Annotated in this window: 19 protein-coding genes and 6 tRNA genes; 7 read left to right on the top strand and 18 right to left on the bottom strand. The window is 45.2% G+C overall.

All coding sequences use genetic code 11. The annotated features are described in order from the left end of the window. Positions 1–6: 6 nt before the first annotated feature. The 8 genes from K0H61_RS07020 to speA all read right to left on the bottom strand — a co-directional run bounded on the left by K0H61_RS07020 (position 7) and on the right by speA (position 7,364). Positions 7–387, bottom strand: a complete 381-nt coding sequence (locus tag K0H61_RS07020) for a SpoIIAA family protein (protein WP_220051980.1) — start codon at positions 385–387, stop codon at positions 7–9. A gap of 470 nt (positions 388–857) precedes the next feature. Next, positions 858–1,232: an iron chaperone gene (locus tag K0H61_RS07015; protein ID WP_220051979.1), complete on the bottom strand. Its 375-nt coding sequence runs from the start codon at positions 1,230–1,232 to the stop codon at positions 858–860. 456 nt (positions 1,233–1,688) lie between these two features. Continuing rightward, entirely contained in the window at positions 1,689–2,045 is a 357-nt protein-coding gene (locus tag K0H61_RS07010; RefSeq protein ID WP_220051978.1) for a DUF3802 family protein, read from the bottom strand. Positions 2,046–2,162: 117 nt separating this feature from the next. After that, positions 2,163–2,762 carry a YceI family protein gene (locus K0H61_RS07005; RefSeq protein WP_220051977.1) on the bottom strand — a complete coding sequence of 200 codons (600 nt, stop codon included), beginning with the start codon at positions 2,760–2,762 and terminating at the stop codon, positions 2,163–2,165. 151 nt (positions 2,763–2,913) lie between these two features. Continuing rightward, complete coding sequence (locus K0H61_RS07000; protein ID WP_220051976.1) at positions 2,914–3,366, bottom strand: YaiI/YqxD family protein; 453 nt, start codon at positions 3,364–3,366, stop codon at positions 2,914–2,916. Between the two features lie 76 nt (positions 3,367–3,442). Then, positions 3,443–4,081, bottom strand: a complete 639-nt coding sequence (pdxH, locus tag K0H61_RS06995) for a pyridoxamine 5'-phosphate oxidase (RefSeq protein ID WP_220051975.1) — start codon at positions 4,079–4,081, stop codon at positions 3,443–3,445. 203 nt (positions 4,082–4,284) lie between these two features. Further along, complete coding sequence (locus K0H61_RS06990) at positions 4,285–5,220, bottom strand: adenosylmethionine decarboxylase (protein ID WP_220052546.1); 936 nt, start codon at positions 5,218–5,220, stop codon at positions 4,285–4,287. Between the two features lie 230 nt (positions 5,221–5,450). Beyond that, entirely contained in the window at positions 5,451–7,364 is a 1,914-nt protein-coding gene (speA, locus tag K0H61_RS06985) for a biosynthetic arginine decarboxylase (protein ID WP_220051974.1), read from the bottom strand. Between the two features lie 1,187 nt (positions 7,365–8,551). Between speA and K0H61_RS06980 the strand changes: the two genes are divergently transcribed. The 5 genes from K0H61_RS06980 (at position 8,552) to K0H61_RS06960 (ending at position 12,511) form a co-directional block, all read left to right on the top strand. Continuing rightward, the gene (locus K0H61_RS06980) at positions 8,552–9,394 is read left to right on the top strand and encodes a CvfB family protein (RefSeq protein ID WP_220051973.1); all 843 of its coding nucleotides are present in this window, start codon (positions 8,552–8,554) and stop codon (positions 9,392–9,394) included. 132 nt (positions 9,395–9,526) lie between these two features. Then, positions 9,527–10,195 carry a YceH family protein gene (locus K0H61_RS06975; RefSeq protein WP_220051972.1) on the top strand — a complete coding sequence of 223 codons (669 nt, stop codon included), beginning with the start codon at positions 9,527–9,529 and terminating at the stop codon, positions 10,193–10,195. Positions 10,196–10,235: 40 nt separating this feature from the next. Further along, positions 10,236–11,066 (top strand): ABC transporter permease subunit, encoded by an 831-nt coding sequence (locus K0H61_RS06970; RefSeq protein WP_220051971.1) that lies wholly within the window; start codon positions 10,236–10,238, stop codon positions 11,064–11,066. Further along, complete coding sequence (locus tag K0H61_RS06965) at positions 11,063–11,968, top strand: ABC transporter ATP-binding protein (RefSeq protein WP_220051970.1); 906 nt, start codon at positions 11,063–11,065, stop codon at positions 11,966–11,968. The genes K0H61_RS06970 and K0H61_RS06965 overlap by 4 nt, the downstream gene beginning before the upstream one ends. Positions 11,969–12,232: 264 nt before the next feature. Then, positions 12,233–12,511 (top strand): HU family DNA-binding protein, encoded by a 279-nt coding sequence (locus tag K0H61_RS06960; RefSeq protein WP_220051969.1) that lies wholly within the window; start codon positions 12,233–12,235, stop codon positions 12,509–12,511. A 595-nt stretch (positions 12,512–13,106) separates the two neighbouring features. Here K0H61_RS06960 and K0H61_RS06955 read toward each other — a convergent pair. The 9 genes from K0H61_RS06955 to K0H61_RS06915 all read right to left on the bottom strand — a co-directional run bounded on the left by K0H61_RS06955 (position 13,107) and on the right by K0H61_RS06915 (position 18,347). Next, positions 13,107–13,193: transfer RNA gene (locus K0H61_RS06955), tRNA-Leu, on the bottom strand. Positions 13,194–13,318: 125 nt separating this feature from the next. Then, positions 13,319–13,405 (bottom strand) — tRNA-Leu (locus tag K0H61_RS06950). 61 nt (positions 13,406–13,466) lie between these two features. Continuing rightward, positions 13,467–13,540 (bottom strand) — tRNA-Cys (locus tag K0H61_RS06945). A gap of 21 nt (positions 13,541–13,561) precedes the next feature. After that, positions 13,562–13,637: transfer RNA gene (locus K0H61_RS06940), tRNA-Gly, on the bottom strand. 236 nt (positions 13,638–13,873) lie between these two features. Further along, the gene (gene pgsA, locus K0H61_RS06935) at positions 13,874–14,422 is read right to left on the bottom strand and encodes a CDP-diacylglycerol--glycerol-3-phosphate 3-phosphatidyltransferase (protein ID WP_220051968.1); all 549 of its coding nucleotides are present in this window, start codon (positions 14,420–14,422) and stop codon (positions 13,874–13,876) included. 44 nt (positions 14,423–14,466) lie between these two features. Then, positions 14,467–16,299 carry an excinuclease ABC subunit UvrC gene (gene uvrC / locus K0H61_RS06930; RefSeq protein ID WP_220051967.1) on the bottom strand — a complete coding sequence of 611 codons (1,833 nt, stop codon included), beginning with the start codon at positions 16,297–16,299 and terminating at the stop codon, positions 14,467–14,469. Positions 16,300–16,402: 103 nt separating this feature from the next. Beyond that, positions 16,403–17,047: a UvrY/SirA/GacA family response regulator transcription factor gene (gene uvrY, locus K0H61_RS06925; RefSeq protein ID WP_220051966.1), complete on the bottom strand. Its 645-nt coding sequence runs from the start codon at positions 17,045–17,047 to the stop codon at positions 16,403–16,405. Between the two features lie 541 nt (positions 17,048–17,588). Next, a tRNA-Ser gene (locus K0H61_RS06920) sits at positions 17,589–17,679 on the bottom strand. Positions 17,680–18,256: 577 nt separating this feature from the next. After that, a tRNA-Ser gene (locus K0H61_RS06915) sits at positions 18,257–18,347 on the bottom strand. 221 nt (positions 18,348–18,568) lie between these two features. On the opposite strand from K0H61_RS06915, the gene K0H61_RS06910 reads away from it, so the two are divergent. Continuing rightward, complete coding sequence (locus K0H61_RS06910; protein WP_220051965.1) at positions 18,569–20,296, top strand: AAA family ATPase; 1,728 nt, start codon at positions 18,569–18,571, stop codon at positions 20,294–20,296. Between the two features lie 74 nt (positions 20,297–20,370). Further along, a complete protein-coding gene (gene fabA, locus K0H61_RS06905; protein ID WP_220051964.1) occupies positions 20,371–20,886 on the top strand; it encodes a bifunctional 3-hydroxydecanoyl-ACP dehydratase/trans-2-decenoyl-ACP isomerase in 516 nt (171 codons plus the stop codon). Positions 20,887–20,985: 99 nt separating this feature from the next. Here the strand turns inward: fabA and rmf are convergent, their stop codons facing one another. After that, positions 20,986–21,162 carry a ribosome modulation factor gene (gene rmf, locus K0H61_RS06900; protein ID WP_220051963.1) on the bottom strand — a complete coding sequence of 59 codons (177 nt, stop codon included), beginning with the start codon at positions 21,160–21,162 and terminating at the stop codon, positions 20,986–20,988. Positions 21,163–21,177 lie beyond the last annotated feature (15 nt).

The following is a 21,177-nucleotide window of genomic DNA, read 5'->3' as shown; positions in this document are numbered from 1 at the left end:
GACCAATTAAACGGTCGCAATCGATGATTCATCCAACCAACTGCGTGCATTGTCACGATCATTGGCCGAAAAAACCTTGACTGGACACGGCAACATAAACGCTAAGGTATTCACCATAGTGCCTATTTTTTCCATATTAGCAATCATCACAACTCGGGAAAAATCACCGAAGTGGAATACGCTGAGTAAGGCATCATCCCAAAGTGCTCCCACGGTTAACCCTACAAACTCTTCAGTAAATTCATACCATAAGCGAATGCTAGCGTGATCCTTTAACTTAGACTCAATCGCTGGGATTAATAGATCATCGATATCTTTATGGGTAACCTCGCCGCTGATCTTGATAACCAAAATGTCGTCGGCATAACCTGAATTCATTGTCAGCATAAATTCCCCCTAGAGTGTCTAAATGCTTCACAAAGCTCCGCGCTAACTTAAAGATACACCGAGAAACGGCATTGGCGATAAAATCAGCAAAAAAAAATCATCTCAGATAAACAACAAGTTGAATAGCAAACACTGCACCCGCAACAGCACAACATGGGGTTTATTCCGTCTAGGCGTAATGTGTATTAATAGGTCTTCTATAGGGAGAAATTAGGCAATAGGTACAGTTCAGATGAAGTTTATACGTTGATAACGCATCAGTACTTTTTGAGGAGGATAGCAGTGTAAAGGCACGTAAAAGAAGACTTCTAATGCATCTACTAACTCAGTAACTAAGGTCAAAAATTGATATCAATCGTTGTACTCTAATAGCTTTTGCACTACATCAGCTATTACAAGTGTGGGGCAATAAAAGCACAAATCAACTAACCCCTATACTTTTAGCTTAACACGATGACTTAAATAGTTATTTACCAAAAATTGTCATCGTTTCTAGTGCTTACCAGTTGCAGCTGTGTCGTGGCAATTGCCATCACTAAAGACTTAGGCAACGCTTTACGGTAAGGGATTTTCAAGATCCCCCTTTGGGTTATCTCAAAGTCCTTAACTTGGGCTAAGTGGGGTTCAATTGCGGCATTAGTAGTGGCAAAGCCCATATGTTCCTTGTGGGCTGAAAAGGAAAACAGAAACCTTGGCTCGATAAAAAATGGGTGACCCCATTTAATGGCCTCTTGCGCGTTTGGCGCAACAGTTTTTAAGATGATATACATTTCTTCAAGATGTGCTCGGCATTTGGGTGCCGCATTTTCAATATATTCAGCAATGGTTTCAGGCTTATTACTCACATTAAGGTTCTCCAAATCCTAAACACTTATCATATCTGAAAAATATCTGGCTTGGGCAAAGCCAATATCTAAAGATATACGTCAATCACTCTTTGACGAAAAACGCCTATTGCGGCTCATAAATCCAAGGTAGTAATGTTAATCAGATAAACTGATGCCCCTGACCATCCACGAACTTTTGTTAAATCCATGGCTGTATTAAGTATTAAACCAGCATTTTAACCATGGCTCTGACTTACCACTGTTGTCTGTGTTTTGTATGTCTTAAGTTGTTTAAACTATCACAGGGGGTCCCCGTTTATGCGCTGAATGAGTAGTTAGAGCGCATTGCACTTTAAGCTCACAATATCAACTGCTCAGCGGAGTCATCATCACAGCGCTAGGCTTAAGAGGCAAAACCATGAGAAGAAAGCTTAACCCAAATCCGACCTAAGAGTTGGCACAAGGGGATTTTAATTAAACGTGTGTAGGCAGTTTAGCGATTTCCTGATCGAATAGATTTTTTATCAGACCAGCAAATTCGGTAATAAAAAGTGTCTGTTCTGGGGTAGCATTATGATTCGCTACCGATGCCAGAATTTCTTCTAAATCATACACTATGGCATCAACTTCACGAATGAGTGTATTGCGTTCACTGAAGGTCAGTGACGGATTTTGACCACAAACCATAATAATTTGTGCCGACAGTTGCTCTTCAAATAATTCCATCACAGTATCGTCTGACACATGCGCTTTATCTGAGGTCTCAAAAAGCCCCAAATGCTCAGTCAGATACTGAATGAGATGCACGTAACCGTCTTTATCTGTGACCATAAAAATGAGTACCTTGTAACCCTAACTCGTTCTATTAATGTTGAAATGTCAAAACACTCTAAACTTTGTTCGGCGATAGGTCATCTACTTTGTGACACCGAGAACCATAGGATAATGCTATTGGGTCAGAGTCAGTACGAATGACACAGGTACGGCTTGACTTATGGTCGACAGTCCTGCTATTTCACGTAATTTTTCGACTCCAGCCACTAAATTAAATTCATTTGCATTGACAATCACAGGCTGAAAACTCAGTACAACCATTTTATTATCAGACACTTTTGTCAACATTACTGAAAAAGTTTTTGTCTGTTCTTTTCCATGCAATTTAATTTTTCCGTCAATTTCAACGATCTTACTGGCACCAACAACGAGAGCATTCAAGACAGCACTATCAAGCAAGGCAGAGACATTTAATTCTGGGAAACGTGCCACTTCAAATAACAGGTTTTTCAGCCGATCGTCTCGCACTTCAATGCCAGTTACTACACTCACTAGCGGAATGCTCAATTCGAATTGACCATTATCTTTTAACTGACCTGCCACCTGTTTAAAGTAATGCACCTCACCAATATCGCCTTTTTTTACCGAAATAAAACTAACTCTGGATTCAGGCTCAATTACCTGCCACTTTGCCGCGCTACTGAAACTCACCAACGAGAATGCGAGTGTGGTGACGAGCATTGATGGTACTAACACTAAGCTCTTTTTCATCATATCCATCCTTCATGATTGCGCGTTGGGCGGTATCGCCATACCTCGCTAAATTGCCGCAAATGGTGAGGTATTCCTAGACAAAGCAACCCAGCGTTATTTAAAGATACTCGGTTTATCCAAGACCGACCAGATAACCATATAAATTCGTAAGTTAAACTCGTATTAACCACTTATCTAAACTGTTGGCAAAGGCCTGTTTATCCGCCGCGCTTAAGGCACTTGGGCCGCCGGTTTGAATGCCGGAAGATCGCAACTCATCCATAAAGTCACGCATCGTGAGTTTTTGCCGAATATTATCCGCGGTATAGAGTTCACCCCGCGGATTTAAGGCTAGTGCACCCTTTTCAATCACGGCACTGGCTAAGGGAATATCAGCGGTGATCACAAGATCCGTTGCCGCCACATGATCGACAATATATTGGTCGGCAACATCAAAGCCCGATCCCACCCTAACTTGACTAATAAATGCAGATGGCGGAATTCGGATAGTCTGATTGGCCACCAGCACCACGGGCAAAGATTTACGCTCGGCAGCTCGGAATAACATCTCTTTTATTGGATTTGGGCAAGCGTCGGCATCGACCCAAATTTTATGTTGTTTCAACTCACGCTCTCCTAAACCACAGCTTCTGAACTACTGACTTCTAAACTAAAGGCTCTTAGACTACTGCCATCCAATCTTAAGGTGCGAGACGGTCAATCTCCCAATTATCGCCCTCTTTGGTATAGATAAAGCGGTCATGCAGTCTATTTTCACCGCCCTGCCAAAATTCAATACTGGTCGGCTTAACGAGATAACCGCCCCAAAAACTGGGCAGCGGCACATCGCCCTTGGCAAACTTAGCTTTCATTTCAAAGAACTTGCCTTCGAGAACTTGTCTGGCACTGAGTTTGCTCGACTGCGCCGACACCCAAGCCGCAATCTGACTATCCTTCGGACGGGTCATAAAATATTTAAGCACCTCAGCGGTAGACAGCGCCTGCGCCTCACCCAGCACGGACACTTGGCGCTCGAGCGGATGCCAAGGAAAGTGCAAACTCACTTTGTTATTGCTACTGATATGTTGCGCCTTACGGCTACCCAAATTAGTGAAAAAGACAAAACCTGTTTCATCGAAGCGTTTGAGCAGCACGATACGCTGATAAGGCTGCCCCTCATCATCCACGGTTGCGACACACATGGCGGTGGGATCGCTAAGCTCGGCGGTGCGCGCCTGCTCCATCCATAATTCGAATAACTTCATCGGATCTTGCGGTAAATCGGCGCGGCGTAATCCGCCTTTGGTGTATTCGCGGCGAATATCACTGAGATCTGTCATAGGGATTCCTTATCGGGGCACCTGTAAACCCCACTTTTAAAGCCTAATGGTTTGGATATGATGGCTTGGGGGCTCGCTGTATTCTGACTTAAGTTTACCATAACTTTGAGGGGCTTAGCGCCCTTTCGCTCTCTCTTGAGCATAAAAAGCCTGATGATGACCTAAGGGGCTTGCCACCAAGATAAACGAATGAAAAAGCACGTTTAAAGCAACTGCGGAATTAAGGTTTCGGTGTCACACTGCTGGAATTGGCGAAATCCAATAATTGTACCTAACACGGTCGTCAATTTACTTTGGCTTAAACAGGAATATTGAGGTTGATTGATAGTCAAGGATGGCAGATTTAACTCAATCACATCCCAGCCTGATGGTGAAAATAATCCTAAAAGATGGCCTAAGAGTGCATTGAGCAAGGATTGACTGTTTAAATTGGTTTCAAAGCTCACATAGGAGCAATTATCCTGATGTTTACCCTGCGGGGTAATATGCAAGCTGAGGTAATCCTCACCTCTAATGCCATTAAGGGAAAACCCGAAAGGGCTAAAACAATGGCTATCGAATTGAAAGTCATTCAATAACCCATCGAATTGAAGTCGTTTAAGTACGCCTTCTTCAGTCTGCACCGCTGTGTTTAAGTAATCGGCCAGTTCGCCTCGAATATGGTACATCAACAGCTCGAAGCGGCTGTCACTGCTTACTTTTGCGTGTTCTGCAAAGAAGAAATAGTGATGGTGTAAATCTAAGTGGCCTAGTCTGTAGGCCAATCCCGGTAAATAGTGGCGTAGCTGACTAATATCGTCGGCAAATGTGCTCGCCTGCAGCTGGGCTTGATATTCATTTTTGCGTTGATACCTAAGGCTTGCAATATCATCGACAGCCAAATTTTCAATTACCCAAGTTGCCGCTGTGACTAAGGTACTTTTGCCGCAGGTAAGGAGTAGCAGTCTGTCGTCCCAGACAAAGAGGCTTGATTCACTTAAGAGATAGGCATCGCAAAAATCGTTGTGGATATGGGATAGGATTTCGGCATTGGCACACGCCACAAATTCAGCCCAGAAGGGTTGAGGTAATTGACGCAAACTTGCAGCCGCCGATTTAAGCTGCAGTTCCAGTTTTTTCTCGGCGCCTTCGAAAAACAGCAAATCCTGCTCCTAATTCCTTTTGATACCTAATTCTTTCAATGCAGCATCACAAGATACCTAGACAAAGGATTGTACACTGCAATCCTAGGGTGCAAAACAGTAAAACTAGGGGATCAAAAATCAACTTGGCGGTTAAATAAGACCCTAAAAACAAAAAATCAGCCTAGGTTTCCCTTGGCTGATTTTTCAGATTGACTACCTTAATCCCTTATTAATTAAGAGAATAATTAAGAGAAATCTTCTAAATAGGTGTAACCCTTAAGACCAATTTGCAGCTCTTCAAGGATCTGCGCACGCTCATCTTCAACGATATGCTGATTCACCAATTCTTCATAGGTACGCATAAAGGATACGGCGTCTAAGTTCACGTATCGAAGTACGTCGGCCACTGTATCACCCTCAAGTACTGACTCGATATTGGTCGCGCCATTGTCTTCGATACGCACCACAGCGGAGTTAGTGTCACCAAACAGGTTATGCATATCACCTAAGATTTCTTGATATGCACCCACCATAAAGAAGCCGATTAAATATGGGCTTTCGGCGCTCCACGCAGGCACTGGTAAGGTGGTTTCAATACCTTGACCGTCCACGTATTGGTCAACAATACCGTCCGAGTCACAGGTAATGTCTAGCATCACAGCGCGGCGCTCAGGGGCTTTATCCAGACCAGATAACGGCAGTACAGGGAACACTTGGTCGATACCCCATGCATCCGGCAGCGATTGGAATAGGGAGAAGTTGACAAAGAATTTATCCGCTAACTTTTCGTTTAATTCATCGATGATCGGTCTGTGGTAACGGTTCTTCGTGCTCAGCAAACCTTGCACTTCGTGGCACACACGCAGGTTAGCCTGCTCTGCCCATGCGCGCTCGGCTAGGCTTAATTGACCTAGAGCGAACAGTGATTGCGCTTCTTGCAGGTCACTCTGACTGTCGTGGTAAATTTCAATTAACGCACGTTGGTCAGCGCGGCCGCTGAGCTCGGTCCATGACTGCCACATGTTATGTAATAGCTGTGGCGATTCTTCTTCAGGTGGCTGAATTTCTTCCACTTGATAGGCTTCTGTACCGATAACATCTGTGATTAACACCGCGTGGTGCGCCGTCAAATGACGACCCGATTCTGAAATAATACGCGGCATTGGCTGCGCGTATTCATTACAGATATCGGTCAGTACGTTAACGATGTTGTTAGCATACTCAGTTAAACCGTAGTTCATTGAGTTGTTACTTTGGCTGCGAGTACCATCGTAATCCACCGCTAAACCGCCGCCCACGTCGAAACAGTTGATGCTGGCACCTAATTCACGCAGTTCACAGTAAAAACGCGCCGCTTCGCTCACGCCCTGACGAATGTCGCGGATGTTGGCGATTTGCGAACCTAAGTGGAAATGCAGTAATTGTAGAGAATCTAACATATCCTCTTGTTTTAACTGATCAACCACGTTGAGGATCTGCGCTGCTGATAGACCGAACTTCGATTTTTCACCACCACTTGCCTGCCACTTACCCTTACCCTGGAAGGCAAGACGCGCACGCAGACCCAGACGGGGTTTCACCCCGAGACGCTTAGATTCGGCCAGAACCATTTTCAGTTCCGACAGCTTCTCTAGAACGATATACACCTTGTGGCCGAGTTTTTCACCAATCAGTGCTAAGCGAATGTATTCGTTATCTTTATAACCATTACATACGATCACTGAACTGGCTTTTTGTGCCATAGCAAGGACGGCCATCAGCTCAGGTTTACTACCCGCTTCAAGGCCTAATTGTGGTACTTCTTTTGATGCTTGGCTGGCAAGGATCTCTTCTACAACCGTTTTTTGTTGGTTTACTTTGATGGGGTAAACCAGCAAATAGTCCGCCTGATACTCGTATTTTTGTATCGCTTGGTCAAACGCTTGGCACAGACTGTTCACTCTGTGGTGTAGAATTTGTGGAAAACGAACCAATACAGGTAAAGCAACGCCTGCTTTAACCATATCCTTTGCGAGCTCGTTTAAGCCAATTTTGTAATCAGGATTTTGCGGATCCGGTGACACAGTCACCTCACCTTGGTCGCTGATCCCATAAAACCCTTGGCTCCAGTGAGTAACGTTATACCCAGCTCGCGCCGCATCAATAGACCAATCATTCATTTTTAGTTAGCCCGTCAATAAAAAAATGGGATAAACGGTGAGTATCATACCCTACCGCCCGTTCGACAAATCCAGGTAAAGTTATCTTTACCTGACATTCACAGAGGTGAATTCACGCCTGTGATGTAATATCGCTTCTCTAGATAGAGGTGCGATATTACGGATTTCGTTCGCGCTCAAAGACATTGCTAAGAAACATTCTTAAGAACAGTGCTTAGAAACATAGCCTAGAAGCGTTGTTCAAGACGAAAAGGAAAAACACTTTTCCTTATCGCCCTGTGTTTTTTCACCCTATGCTTTTTGCATAGTGGCGTTAACCATAGCTCGATTGGAGGTTAAAAAACACCCAAACTCAAACTGTGGATGGCACATGACGCCCCAATAAGCTATCGCGAAAACGCCGGTCTTATTAAGGTGCTGCCTCTTGTTAGCTAAAGAGGGCGGCCGATTACAGATAACACTAAAGGAACAACATTACGGATTAAGTGGCGGCTAAACGCACGCTTGACTTAATCACAGGCAAGGAAGGTTTACGTGGGGACTATTGGCTTCTTCACGGCCAGAATTGATACGAATTAACGTGAGGTGCTTAAGGCCTGTATCGTCATAAGGAAGGACGAGTGAACGAAGGCACTGTGACGCCTTCAGGCAAAGAGCAAAAAATGGGTGCTTGTGCATTAGCTAAAAAAAACCTCTTAACCCCATATAACAACAAAAAATATTGGTTTTAAAGGTGAATGCTTTTTACACCTTAAACCTGTTCTTCTCACGGATTAGTTGTCGTATTTAAACGAGTTGGCTCGTTAAAACGGCGCAATTAAACCGCGCAATGTCACAGAATGCAAGCATGAATCACATTTAATATTTTTCATTAAAAAATAACACACGCCGGAACAACATAACGACTACAAAAAAAGCACGCTACCCATTAATAATCAACACGTTAAAAAACTTAAGCACATCTTAATGTTCAATATTTTTTAATAGTTACGTACCCTAAATCGAGCACATTTTCTCAACAAGTCAGGTTTCAACCTCAAATGGAAACCCTCAATGACAGTTTACAGCTCGCCACTGAGCCCTTCTCGCTTTTAGCCGAGGGATAAATCAACGGGGTAATAAAGCTGATGTTTGGTTGTAAAGCAGTTATAATCAGCGCCGAATTACATCTATATACAGAGAGCTCCATGGTACAACTAGGTAAAACCTGTAAACTCGAAGTCGTCAAACAAGTCAGCTTCGGCGTCTATTTAAATGCCCACGATTTTGGCCAAGTATTGCTGCCAAATAAAGTCGCCCCTAAGGATTGTCAGGTCGGTGACTGGCTCGACGTTTTCCTGTACCTAGACTCTGAAGATATTGTGATTGCCACTACCCGTAAACCCTTTGCCCAGGTCGGTGAATTTGCCTATTTAAAAGCCGTTTCTACCGGCAATTACGGCGCCTTCCTCGACTGGGGTTTAGACAAAGACCTGCTGCTGCCCTTCGGCGAGCAGCATAAACCCATTGAAGAAGGCCGCTCTTACTTAGTGTATGTCCACACTAACCGCGCCGATGAGCGCATTGTGGCTTCCTCAAAAATCGATAAATTCCTCGACAAAACCCCGGCAAACTATCAAGTCGGTCAGCAGGTGGATTTATTTATCGGCGGCACCACAGATTTAGGTTACAAAGCCATCATTAACCATGCCCATTGGGGCGTGATTTATCAAAACGAAGTGTTCCAAAAGCTGCGTTTCGGCCAGCGCCTTAAGGGCTTTATCAAGCAGGTGCGCCGCGACGGTAAAATCGATTTAGTGCTGCAACAAGGCAGCAAGCAGGAACTCGACAAGCACGCGCATATCATTTTAAGCAAACTCAAACATGCCGGCGGCTTTTTACCATTGACTGATAAAACCGATGCCGAAGTGATTTACGAGCAGCTAGGCATGAGTAAAAAAGCCTTTAAAAAGAGCATCGGTGGCCTATTCAAAGCCGGTGAACTGAGTATCGATGATGACGGTCTGCGCTTAACAAATAAGGCTGAATAATCAATCTTATGTGGGTGTTAGTGGTTTAATTGTACAACTAGCCCCTGTTATCAAGAGTTTGCCAGACAAGCGCTAGGATATTAAGCATGGCTCTGTTATAAACAAAGCCATGCTTTTTTCTTTGGAGCTTATATGGAACTCACGTTACACGAAGCCAGAGTCATTGGTTGTCTACTCGAAAAAGAAGTCACCACGCCAGAGCAGTACCCGCTTTCCCTTAATTCTCTAACCCTTGCCTGTAACCAAAAAACCAGTCGCGATCCCGTATTAGATTTAACCGAGTCCGAGGTTCAAGATGCCCTCGATTCCCTCAATAAAAAGCGTCTTATTAGCGAGCAGTCCGGATTTGGCAGCCGCGTGGTGAAATACAAGCACCGCTTCTGCAACACTGAATTTAGCGAGTTACAACTCTCAAGCCCCGCCTTCGCCATTATCTGTTTGCTGCTCCTTCGTGGCCCACAAACCCCTGGGGAATTACGTACCCGCAGTAATCGCTTACACGAATTTAAAGATGTGCTCGAAGTTGAGGCCTGCATTAAAGAGCTGCTCGCACGTGACAAGCCTATCCTCAAGCAATTACCGCGGGAGCCGGGTAAAAGAGAGTGTCGCTACGTGGAATTATTCTCAGAAGGCGCTGCACAACACCTTGGCTCGAGTGAGCAAGCCTCAGATTCATCGACCAGTCATTCTCACCATGTGAGTGAAGTTGAAACTGAACTCGCCAGCAGAGTCAGCGAACTTGAGCGCGAAGTTGCCGAGCTTAAGGAAAAACTCGAACACCTTATCGCCTCTTTGGGTTAAGCATTCTTTCACTGACATAAAAATATTATAGAGACAGCGTATGACTGCCATCCAATCCAATACATTCAGGAACACGCTTATCATCGCTGTCTTTGAATGCCAAAAATTTCTCTTTAACCGCCGCGGTATCGTAGCGCTTATCGCCTTCGCCCTCGTCTGGGGGATGATTTTGCTCTACCCGATTAAAGGCGCAACCAATTTGCTCGTGCAGCCCAACTTTAAGGACTTTATCGACAGTGTCCTTGGCAGTCAGGCATTAAATAAATTGTTTGAATGGCCGGTGGCTGAGATGGCCATTTTCTGGTGTTTCGCCCTGTATCTGTTCCCGATGTTCAGCATTATGATTTCGGCCGATCAATTTGCCTCGGATAAAACCCGCGGCACACTGCGGTTTTTCACCTTTAGAACCAGTCGTGACAGCCTATTGCTCGGCCGCTTTCTAGGTCAAATCTTGCTGCAAAGTATTCTGATTTTATTAACTATTCTCGCAGCCATAGTGCTTGCGATGAGCCGCGACGCTGCGCTTGTGCTCCCCGCCATCAACTCCGGAGTGATGGTAGGCCTTAATTTGCTGATTGTGATTTTACCCTTCACCGCCGTGATGGCCGTATTGTCCCTATGTGCCCGCAGCGCAAGGCAAGCCATGATCTGGGCAACCATTCTGTGGACTGTACTTTCCTTCGTGCAGCTCTTTATCGGCGAACAGTCACTCTTAAATACAGTGTTTGATTGGCTGATGCCGGGCTCGCAGCTCTCGCAAATGTTAAATAACACCGCCGCAGCGAGTTTTAGCTTCGCGCCAATCCCATTAATCCAAGCCGCAGTCGCACTCCTACTTGGCCGCGTTTACCTGCAAAGGAGTCAACTATGAGTCTTATTCAATGTCAGGGGTTGTCGAAGCAATTTGGCACTAAGCAGGCGCTTAATAACATTAATCTCACCCTCGAAGCTGGGGCACCTATCGCTCTCGTTGGCCCAAATGGCGCGGGTAAAACGACGCTTTTTAGCCTGCTCTGCGGTTACCTCAAGCCAAGCACTGGCTCAATCACCATCATGGGAGAGGCGCCAAGTAGCCCCAAACTTCTCGGTAACATCGCCGCCCTCCCACAAGATGCACAGCTTGATCCGAACATCAGCATAGTGCAGCAACTGAGCTACTTTGCCCGCCTGCAGGGCATGGACAACAAAGCCGCGCAAATGGAAGCGATGCGGGTACTTGCATTAGTGGGCTTAAGTGATATTGCTCAGCAAAAACCGAATCAGCTTAGTCACGGAATGGGTAAACGCGTCGCTATTGCTCAAACCTTAATTGGTTCACCCAAACTGATTCTGCTCGATGAGCCAACCGCGGGGCTTGATCCCGCGAACGCGAAAAAAGTCCGCGATTTGGTGAAAAGCTTGTCTAACAGCACCACCTTTATGATCAGCTCCCATAATTTGGATGAGCTCGAAAAACTCTGCGATCAGGTGATCTACTTAGATAAGGGTGAGCTCAATCAGGCAATTTCGCTGCGAGAAAGCAACTACGATAGCGAATATCTCACCTTGACCATGTCGCACTGCGATGAAATCGCCCTTAAACAAGCATTATCAGCCATGCCAGCGGTGTTGAATGTAAGCTCGAACCAGTCTCAGGTCTTCATCATTCAGCTGCAACCGAGCCTTGCGCCCTATCAGTTTGAAACGGCGTTGCTCGAACTGCTTCACGAACATCAATGGCAATATAAGATGCTGCTAAAGGGAAGAACCTTAGAAGAAACCCTGTTCTCGTAAGCTTAACCACTAACATTAAGGCGCCCAATTGGCGCCTTAATTTTTTCGATTCGCAATAAACAATTAGCTTAAAAAATTTAAGCTACTCAGACTAATTAATATTCAGGTAGAATCAATGGCTGTCACTTAACCTATTTCCAGCATTAGTTATCAATAAAGCAGCAGTTAAACGCCTATCGAACTTATCACCTTTCAATCCTTAGCTCAGCTTGTTATAAAGCCCCTTTGCGCGATTCGCGCATGTTGTTGAATTAGGAGGTATCAATGAACAAAGCACAACTCATTCAACATATGGCCAGCTCACTCAATCAGTCGAAGGCAAGTACTAAACTGGCGCTCGATGAGATTTTACGGCAGATCCACATTGCACTAAGTGAAGGTGAAAAGGTATTTATTCCCCAATTTGGCACCTTTGAGCTGAGATACCATTTACCTAAAACCGGTCGCAATCCCCAAACCGGTGAAACATTAGAAATCGATGGCTACAACCAGCCAAGCTTTAAAGCGGCGACGGCATTTAAACAAGCCGTGAATGGTGAATAAGCTGATTGACTGAAGTGGTTGTTCGAACAAGAGCCTCGATAACTATCGGGGCTTTTTTACGGGAGAATGAATCGCTTGGAGTTTTTCGCTGAAAACACAAATAAAAAAGCCCCGACTAATGTCGAGGCTTTCTTACTATTCACATGGAATAATGGTATCGAGGCCAGACTCAAGCTTGTATACATAAGGCACGCCCAGCGTGACAGCTCAAGTTCAATCCATCCCGTAAGGTAAATTTTTCAACACAAATAAAAAATCCCCGACTAATGTCGAGGCTTTCTTACTATTCACATGGAATAATGGTACCGAGGCCAGACTCAAGCTTGTATACATGAGGCACGCCCAGCGTGACAGCTCAAGTTCAATCCATCCCGTAAGGTAAATTTTTCAACACAAATAAAAAAAAACCGACTAATGTCGAGGCTTTCTTACTATTCACATGGAAAATGGTACCGAGGCCAGACTCTAGCTTGTATACATGAGGCACGCCCAGCGTGACAGCTCAAGTTCAATCCATCCCGTAAGGTAAATTTTTCAGCACAAATAAAAAAGCCCCGACTAAAATCGAGGCTTTTTTACTATTCACATGGAATAATGGTACCCGAGGCCAGACTTGAACTGGCACGCTGTTACCAGCGAGGGATTTTAAATCCCTTGTGTCTACCGATTCCACCACTCGGGCAAACTCTGTCTATCTTAGGATTTACCTTTGATAGTTAACTCTTTTTCTTCTTTGCAATTATTTTTATTAAATAAAGCTTCGAAGTTTAACGCTTCAGTTCATTTGAACTGTCACCATTATAATAATGGTACCCGAGGCCAGACTTGAACTGGCACGCTGTTACCAGCGAGGGATTTTAAATCCCTTGTGTCTACCGATTCCACCACTCGGGCAAACTCTTTATATTAACGACGGGAATCATGTCGCTAATAGTTGATACCTTAGTATCGAATATGGAGGCGCGACCCGGAGTCGAACCGAGATCGACGGATTTGCAATCCGCAGCATAGCCATTCTGCCATCGCGCCATCTTTCCAATCATTTAAGATTGGAGCGACATATCGGGTTCGAACCGATGACCTATACCTTGGCAAGGTATCGCTCTACCAACTGAGCTAATGTCGCCTTTTAATTTATGCTACATCTGCTTTTAACATTAACAAAGGTATCGTCTTTCAACCTTTATCAACTGAGCTAATGTCGCATGGTGTACTTAGTACAATTTGTAGATTCAGATTTCGTTTCACACCGTCTCTTGTCTACGGGGAGGCATTCTACCTATTTACCATGCAGTGTCAACCGCTGTTTTGTTGATAACTTACTGCTTGCGCACTAAATAATCTCTTTGATCTTTTATTGCGCTATTCAGCCGTTAAATCCTTCCAAGCGGCTAAAATGTAACTCATCATCGACCAGAAAGTTAATACGGCGGCGATATATAAGAGTACAAAAGAGGCTTGGATCATCAATGGATTGTATTGCCAGAGTAAACCGATAATCGCCACCATCTGCGCAGCAGTCTTATATTTACCAATCCAAGACACAGCCACAATCCCACGCTTCCCAATTTCCGCCATCCACTCACGTAGCGCCGAAATCACAATTTCACGGCCGATCATAAATAGCGCAGGCAAGGTAAGCCAAATATCGGCGTATTGATCCACCAATAAAACCAACGCGGCCGTCACCATCAATTTATCGGCAACGGGATCGAGGAAGGCGCCAAAACGGGTCAATTGTTTTAATTTACGGGCGGCATAACCATCTAAAGCATCGGTGATCGCAGCCAGCCAGAATACGAATGCAGTGACAAAGGGAGTCCAACTATAGGGCAAATAGAAGAGCACCACAAAAATCGGCAATAAAAACAGCCTGAAGAGAGTTAAGGCGATAGGTAAATTAAAAGGCATGATCGAACCAGTTAGTCAAAAGCAGCGCCAATCTTGCCTTAATTTTATCCCCCCCGCAATGCATCGTGGATGGTTTGTGCCATTTCTATGCTGATCCCAGGCACTTTAGCTAATTCACTCACACTCGCGCCCTTCACCTCTTGCAAACCGCCTAAATGCTGCAGCAACGCTTTACGCCGTTTAGGCCCGATACCGGCAATCGACTCAAGCGTTGAGGTGTTACGGGTTTTCTGGCGGCGGTTACGGTGGCCAGTGATCGCAAAGCGGTGGGACTCATCACGAATATGCTGAATAAGGTGCAGCGCAGGTGAATCGTCCTCGAGTGAGAAACTCGTTTCAGTGTCCCCAAGGATTAAGGTCTCAAGACCCGGTTTTCGGCTCTCGCCCTTAGCCACGCCAATGAGTTGCGGCGCCCTATCGAGCTTAGCAAACTTCTCGTCGACAATTTGCTGGGCAATACGAAGCTGCCCAAGGCCACCGTCGATAAACAGGATGTCGGGAATTTTGCCACTGGCATCAATCTTATCGAACCTGCGACTGATGGCCTGATTCATGGCCGCATAATCATCGCCTGGGGTAATGCCGTCGATATTATACCTGCGGTACTCGCCCTTATTTGGGCCTTCGCGGTTGAACACAACGCAGGAGGCAACCGTACTCTCCCCCATGGTATGACTGATATCGAAACATTCCATACGCTGTATTGGCGAAGTGAGTTCGAGAATTTCTTCTAGCAGCACAAAGCGTTGCTCAACTGTGTTCTTATGGGAGAGACGAGTCATCACCGCATTGGTCGCATTAGTGAGGGCGAGGCGCAAAAAGCTTGCCCTGTCGGCGCGCACATTGGTTTTAATGCTGAACTTTTTGTTTAACGCTTCGGATACCGCGGCTTCTAACTCGTGTAATTCTTCAAAGTTATGGCTTATGACCACTTCTTTGGGGATAGTGCGCTGGATATCGGCATTTAAATAGAACTGCAGCAGGAAGGAGCGCAGCACTTCGTCAATATCGGTTTGCGCTGGCACTGTTGGATAATAGCTGCGGCTACCAAAGATTTTCCCTTCACGAATAAAAAGAAGATGAAAGCAGGCAACGCCAGAGGCGTAATGCACGCCAATCACGTCCATATCGCCCTTGTTGTTTGAGACTTCCTGCTGCTCAGCAACACGGCGAAGCGCCATAATCTGGTCGCGAAAACGCGCAGCCTGCTCATAGGCTTGCAGCTCTGCCGCCTGTTCCATCTTGGCGACCAGCGCGCTGATCACTTGTTGGTCTTTGCCCTTTAGGAACAGACTGGCTAATTTGACCTGCTCGTCATAATCGGCATCAGTTACCTTACCGACACAGGGCGCACTGCAGCGGGATAGCTGATACTGCAAGCATGGTCTGGTGCGGGATTTATAGTAGAGATCGTCGCACTGGCGAATCGGAAACAACTTTTGCATTAAATGCAGGCTTTCACGCACCGCGCCGCCATTAGGATATGGGCCAAAGTACTGGCCTTTTTCACGCTGCGGGCCGCGGTGGTAGGCAAGTCTTGGGTGGTGGTGATTACTGAGCAATATATAGGGATAAGATTTATCGTCACGCAGCAATACATTATATTTAGGCATGTATTGCTTGATGTAATCGTTTTCGAGCAGCAAGGCATCGGTTTCGCTGTGGGTCAGCGTCACATCGATATGATGGATATGGGAAACTAAGGCTTGGGTTTTTACGTTGCCAAGATTTTTACGAAAATAAGAAGACAGGCGCTTTTTAAGATCCTTGGCTTTACCCACATAAATGACATCCCCTTTGACATCATACATGCGGTACACACCCGCTGAAGTAGAAACCGTACGTAAAAAGCTTTGGGCGTTAAAACCGCTAGACATGATTCACACCCATCAAATTCATCAACAAGAACATCATGGAAAAGAGGACACATAAAAAGCAAAAGGGCTAACCCTAAAGTTAACCCCATTATCTCACCACTGATTATAGGTGGCCAGCATCTAACATTTTATAGCGAATCGCTAAACGGGTCAGCTCAACATCACCGCTGATCCCCAGTTTGGCAAACAGGCGGTAGCGGTAACTGTTCACGGTTTTAGGGCTTAAGTTAAGCTGCTCAGAAATGTCGTTCACCTTCTCGCCATTGGTGATCATCATCATGATTTGCAGTTCACGTTCCGACAAGGCCTTAAACGGGTTCTCATCGGCGGGATTAAACTGACTTAGCGCCATTTGCTGGGCAATCTCTGGCGCGAGATAACGCTGACCACGGGCAACCTGACGAATCGCCTGTAAAACCTCTGGCGGCTTAGCCCCTTTGGTTAAGTAGCCCGACGCCCCTGCCTGCATCACCTTACTCGGGAACGGATCTTCAGTATGAACTGTGAGCACTATAATCTTCGCGTGGGGCTGATAACGTAAAATTTTACGCGTGGCTTCTAAACCGCCCATCCCCGGCATATTCATGTCCATTAGGATAACGTCGGCTTCATTTTGTCTGGCCCATTGCACGGCAGTTTCACCGTCTGGTGCCTCTCCGACCACTTTAATACCACGCTCATCTTCGAGCACTCGGCGGATCCCTGTTCTCACTATTTCATGGTCATCAACGAGATAAATCGATATCAACTTAATCCACCTTAACTCTATCATCGCCAAAGAGGCGCATTACACCAGAATAATCTCTCTGGTTTCGGGATCATTCGGTTAATTTATCCCAACAATGCTAATTCGCAAAGCACAAAATGATATTTGTTAACTAGATGATAAATAAAGAAACAGCTCAGAATATCGTACCTTTAAATCCGTTTTAAATGGAATGATGCATACTAAATAATGTCAATCCTAACGGGCATTTTACAAAGGTAGCAATGGAACTTAAGTCTGACAAAATGTTTAAAACACTTTTGGGATTTTTATTTGTAAATAATCCAAAAATGCCGCTATTCATTTAGCAGCCTTTTTGACTGAATATGGGCGATGGAGCTGCGCTTAAAATCAGAAACCCTAGGGTTTAAACGACAAAAACAAAAAAGCCACCATTGCTGATAGCCTTTAGGTGGAATATGACGCAGGAGCTGCGCTTCGCATGAGGAACCTTAGGTTCAAATGACATATACAAAAACAATAACAAAAAAGCCATCATTGCTGATGGCTTTTCCGTGAAATATGGCGGAGGAGCAGGGATTTGAACCCTGGGTGGGCTATAAACCCACGCCGGTTTTCAAGACCGGTGCATTAAACCACTCTGCCACCCCTCCGAACGAGCGCAATAATATCTATCTCTATCGTCGCTGTAAACCTAATTTTATGATTAATTGAATTGATTGGTTATTTCGCAAGCAAACTTGAGTGTATTTAAGCATTTATCGTATTTTTACACCAATCCTGTATGCCTAAATGGTATTTCGACGCTCAACTTACTTAAGTAGATGAAAACTAGCCTCCCTGTTGTGGGTAACGGCGTGGCCGCTATCACTAAATATGTACATGCTTTAGGACAGGTCGCCAAAGCTCACATTGATTAATTTGGTTGTTTACTAGAGATAAATGTGAGTCATCTTCCCAAAGCAAAGAATCCTATCTGGCTAAGGTGAAATGCTAAAAGGCCGCTCATTACTTAGTAGCCTTTTTGACTGAATATGGCAGTGGAGCTGCGCTTAAAATAAGGAACCCTAGGTTCAAATAACATAATCAAAAACAATATCAACAAAGCCATCATTACTGATAGCCTTTACGTGGAATATGACGTAGGAGCTGCGCTTAGAATGAGGAACCTTAGGGTTCAAATGACAAAAACAAAAAAGCCATCATTGCTGATGGCTTTTCCGTGAAATATGGCGGAGGAGCAGGGATTTGAACCCTGGGTGGGCTATAAACCCACGCCGGTTTTCAAGACCGGTGCATTAAACCACTCTGCCACCCCTCCGAACGGCGCAAATAATATAAGTAACACCCGACCTTGTAAACAGCAATTTATTAATAATTGATTGAATGCTCATCTTATGCGCATCACGCCGTTTTTTTGGCCGAGCATTCGACAAAATTTCAGCAATCCTTGAGTAAAGCACAGCAAAAACACCTATACAGTAAGAGACTTGCCGTCATGGTATGGTAAAATCGAGGCAACTTTTCACGGTAAATGCTTATATGAATTCACTCTTGATACCCACAGCTTCACTTGCCCCTAAATTTACTCTTCCAACCCTTTCTCAATCGGTTACGGGGTTAAGTGCGTTACTTCTCGGTCAAGAACGAGCCTTGGATGCTTTTAAGTTGCATCAGGCTATCCCAGAACAACAGCTATATCTGGCGGACTTTCCCGGTATCGACAGGCCATTGTTCATTGATGCCTTAATGGAAACGGTAGCGCCTATACCGCCAGCCTACTTAATCGCAAATCCTCAAGCAGAGGAAGGCACGCCATTAATATGGCAAAACGAGACAACCGATGCTTCGCCCATGGCCGTTAAAAAACGAAGCCATCAATACCTAAGCGGTAATATTCGCCGCGCCGATTTACTGGGACGCATGGTAACAACGCCGGACGGCCCATGCTATCAGGCTGGTAGTCTTGCCGAGTGCCACTATTTATTCATTTGTGTCGAGTCATTGTGGAAACGTGAAAGCTTGTGGGATTTGGTCATGCAAATCCTTACGCAAAAACAATATCAGATAAGCAATAGTCTTTCGCCTATTCCCCTCAATTGTAAGATTATCCTTGTTGGTGCTAGCCTTATCTACAGTCAAATTCGTTCCGAAGATTGGCAATTCCAGCGCCACTTTAGTTTATTAGCGGAAATGGCGAGTGAGATAGACACTAGCCTTTATTCCACTGAGCAATATGCAAATTGGCTGCAAACCATTGCCCAACGTGTGAATGTGGCATTGGAGCCTTCAAGCCTTGCCCCACTCTTTAAGCACAGTGCCCGTTTAACCGAGCATCAGCGCCGCCTAAACCTGTCTATGCTCGATTTCACTCAGCTCATCGCACAGGCGGCCGCTTACCGTGGCAAGCCAAGCATCGATGCTGAAAGTATTGCTAAGGCGATAAGTCAATCAAACTATCGCCATAACAGTTCTGAGATGTTCTCCGGCCAAAGTTTTGATGACAATTTCATAAATTTGCCAACTGAGGGTGCTATGGTGGGCCAAATTAATGGCTTAACCGTGATTGACTCGGTCGATTACAGCTATGGCGAACCGGCGCGGATCACGGCAACCGTGCATTACGGTGACGGTGAAGTAGCGGATATCGAACGCAAATCTGAACTTGGCGGTAATATTCATGCTAAAGGGATGATGATCCTCTCGGCATGCCTATATCGCATTTTTGGTCGCGATGCTCCGCTGCACCTTAATGCCAATATCGTATTCGAACAATCCTATCAGGAGATTGACGGCGATAGCGCCTCACTCGCCGAATACTGTGCATTAATGTCCGCGATTGCCGAGCAGCCCATTATTCAGTCATTAGCGATAACCGGCGCACTAGACCAATTTGGTAATGTGCAAGCGATTGGTGGCATTAACGAAAAGATTGAAGGCTTCTTTAATCTGTGTCAGCGCCGTGGCTTAACAGGTGAACAAGGCGTCATCATGCCTAAATCAAATGTACTGCAACTCAATCTTTCTCAGGAAGTGATTACAGCTGTAGGCAATGGACTATTCCATATCTACGCCGTCGAGCATATGGACCAAGCTGTCGAGCTATTAATGCAAATGCCTGCGGGTGTCGCAAACGAAGATAATGATTTTCCGGAGGATTCATTATACGGCTTAGTGCAAGAGCGTCTCGATCGATTGGCCGGAAACGGAGAAGAAGAAATCGGCTTTATGGCGCGATTATTAGCAAAATTAGGCTTTTTTAGAAATTAATTAGCTGATCGGAGTTGTTTAGCTTACACGTGTTCGCTAATCTTGGCGGCTCTTATTGCTGGAGAAGTAAAACAATGAATAAAGCAAACAGTTTCAATAAAGAAGAACTCATCGCCTGCGGCCATGGGAAGTTATTTGGACCCAATTCCCCCCGCCTACCAGTGGATAATATGCTGATGATTGACCGTATCGTCACAATTAACGACAACGGTGGTGAGTTTGGAAAAGGTGAAATTGTTGCTGAACTCGATATTAATCCAGATCTGTGGTTCTTTGGCTGTCACTTTATTGCCGACCCTGTAATGCCAGGCTGTTTAGGCCTAGATGCCATGTGGCAGTTAGTGGGCTTCTACCTAGGTTGGGAAGGCGCAGAAGGTAAAGGCCGTGCGCTAGGCGTAGGTGAAGTGAAATTTACCGGTCAAGTATTACCAGGAGCCAAGAAAGTCACCTATAAGCTCAACATTAAGCGCACAATCCATCGTAAACTGGTTATGGGTATCGCAGATGCGATTCTTGAAGTCGATGGCCGTGAAATCTACAGTGCTACCGATTTAAAAGTTGGCGTATTTAGCGATACATCGACCTTCTAAACCAAGACTCGCTGGTTTTAGCCACAAAAATGCCCTCATATGAGGGCAATTGTGCTGCATTACTTCGTTCGAACTGGATGATTTACCGTAGTGAAGCCACTACTTATTAAATAATCCATTTATTCGGCCATCCACACCTTCACGCCAACCACCTAACCACTGTGAGCGTGAATCAAGATTTGCATAAGGACAAAGCTCCTTAGAGCGCCCCCCAATCCCAGCTTGGAAACCTTTGGAAAAAGCTCTGTCTAAACGATCTCGTTTTTGTCTTTTCATGCAAGCGTCCTCTGT

The organism is Shewanella acanthi, assembly GCF_019457475.1.
Taxonomy (GTDB): domain Bacteria; phylum Pseudomonadota; class Gammaproteobacteria; order Enterobacterales; family Shewanellaceae; genus Shewanella; species Shewanella acanthi.
The sequence above is the reverse complement of the archived record's forward strand: the minus strand, read 5'-3'. Positions and strand labels throughout refer to the sequence as shown.

What these genes read in the sequence shown, in the direction of transcription:
- K0H61_RS07020 (WP_220051980.1), bottom strand. Translation starts at nt 387, where the DNA reads ATGCTGACAATGAATTCAGGTTATGCCGACGACATTTTGGTTATCAAG.
- K0H61_RS07010 (WP_220051978.1), bottom strand. Translation starts at nt 2,045, where the DNA reads ATGGTCACAGATAAAGACGGTTACGTGCATCTCATTCAGTATCTGACT.
- K0H61_RS07005 (WP_220051977.1), bottom strand. Translation starts at nt 2,762, where the DNA reads ATGATGAAAAAGAGCTTAGTGTTAGTACCATCAATGCTCGTCACCACA.
- pdxH (WP_220051975.1), bottom strand. Translation starts at nt 4,081, where the DNA reads ATGACAGATCTCAGTGATATTCGCCGCGAATACACCAAAGGCGGATTA.
- speA (WP_220051974.1), bottom strand. Translation starts at nt 7,364, where the DNA reads ATGAATGATTGGTCTATTGATGCGGCGCGAGCTGGGTATAACGTTACT.
- K0H61_RS06980 (WP_220051973.1), top strand. Translation starts at nt 8,552, where the DNA reads ATGGTACAACTAGGTAAAACCTGTAAACTCGAAGTCGTCAAACAAGTC.
- K0H61_RS06975 (WP_220051972.1), top strand. Translation starts at nt 9,527, where the DNA reads ATGGAACTCACGTTACACGAAGCCAGAGTCATTGGTTGTCTACTCGAA.
- K0H61_RS06970 (WP_220051971.1), top strand. Translation starts at nt 10,236, where the DNA reads ATGACTGCCATCCAATCCAATACATTCAGGAACACGCTTATCATCGCT.
- K0H61_RS06965 (WP_220051970.1), top strand. Translation starts at nt 11,063, where the DNA reads ATGAGTCTTATTCAATGTCAGGGGTTGTCGAAGCAATTTGGCACTAAG.
- K0H61_RS06960 (WP_220051969.1), top strand. Translation starts at nt 12,233, where the DNA reads ATGAACAAAGCACAACTCATTCAACATATGGCCAGCTCACTCAATCAG.
- pgsA (WP_220051968.1), bottom strand. Translation starts at nt 14,422, where the DNA reads ATGCCTTTTAATTTACCTATCGCCTTAACTCTCTTCAGGCTGTTTTTA.
- uvrC (WP_220051967.1), bottom strand. Translation starts at nt 16,299, where the DNA reads ATGTCTAGCGGTTTTAACGCCCAAAGCTTTTTACGTACGGTTTCTACT.
- K0H61_RS06910 (WP_220051965.1), top strand. Translation starts at nt 18,569, where the DNA reads ATGAATTCACTCTTGATACCCACAGCTTCACTTGCCCCTAAATTTACT.
- fabA (WP_220051964.1), top strand. Translation starts at nt 20,371, where the DNA reads ATGAATAAAGCAAACAGTTTCAATAAAGAAGAACTCATCGCCTGCGGC.
- rmf (WP_220051963.1), bottom strand. Translation starts at nt 21,162, where the DNA reads ATGAAAAGACAAAAACGAGATCGTTTAGACAGAGCTTTTTCCAAAGGT.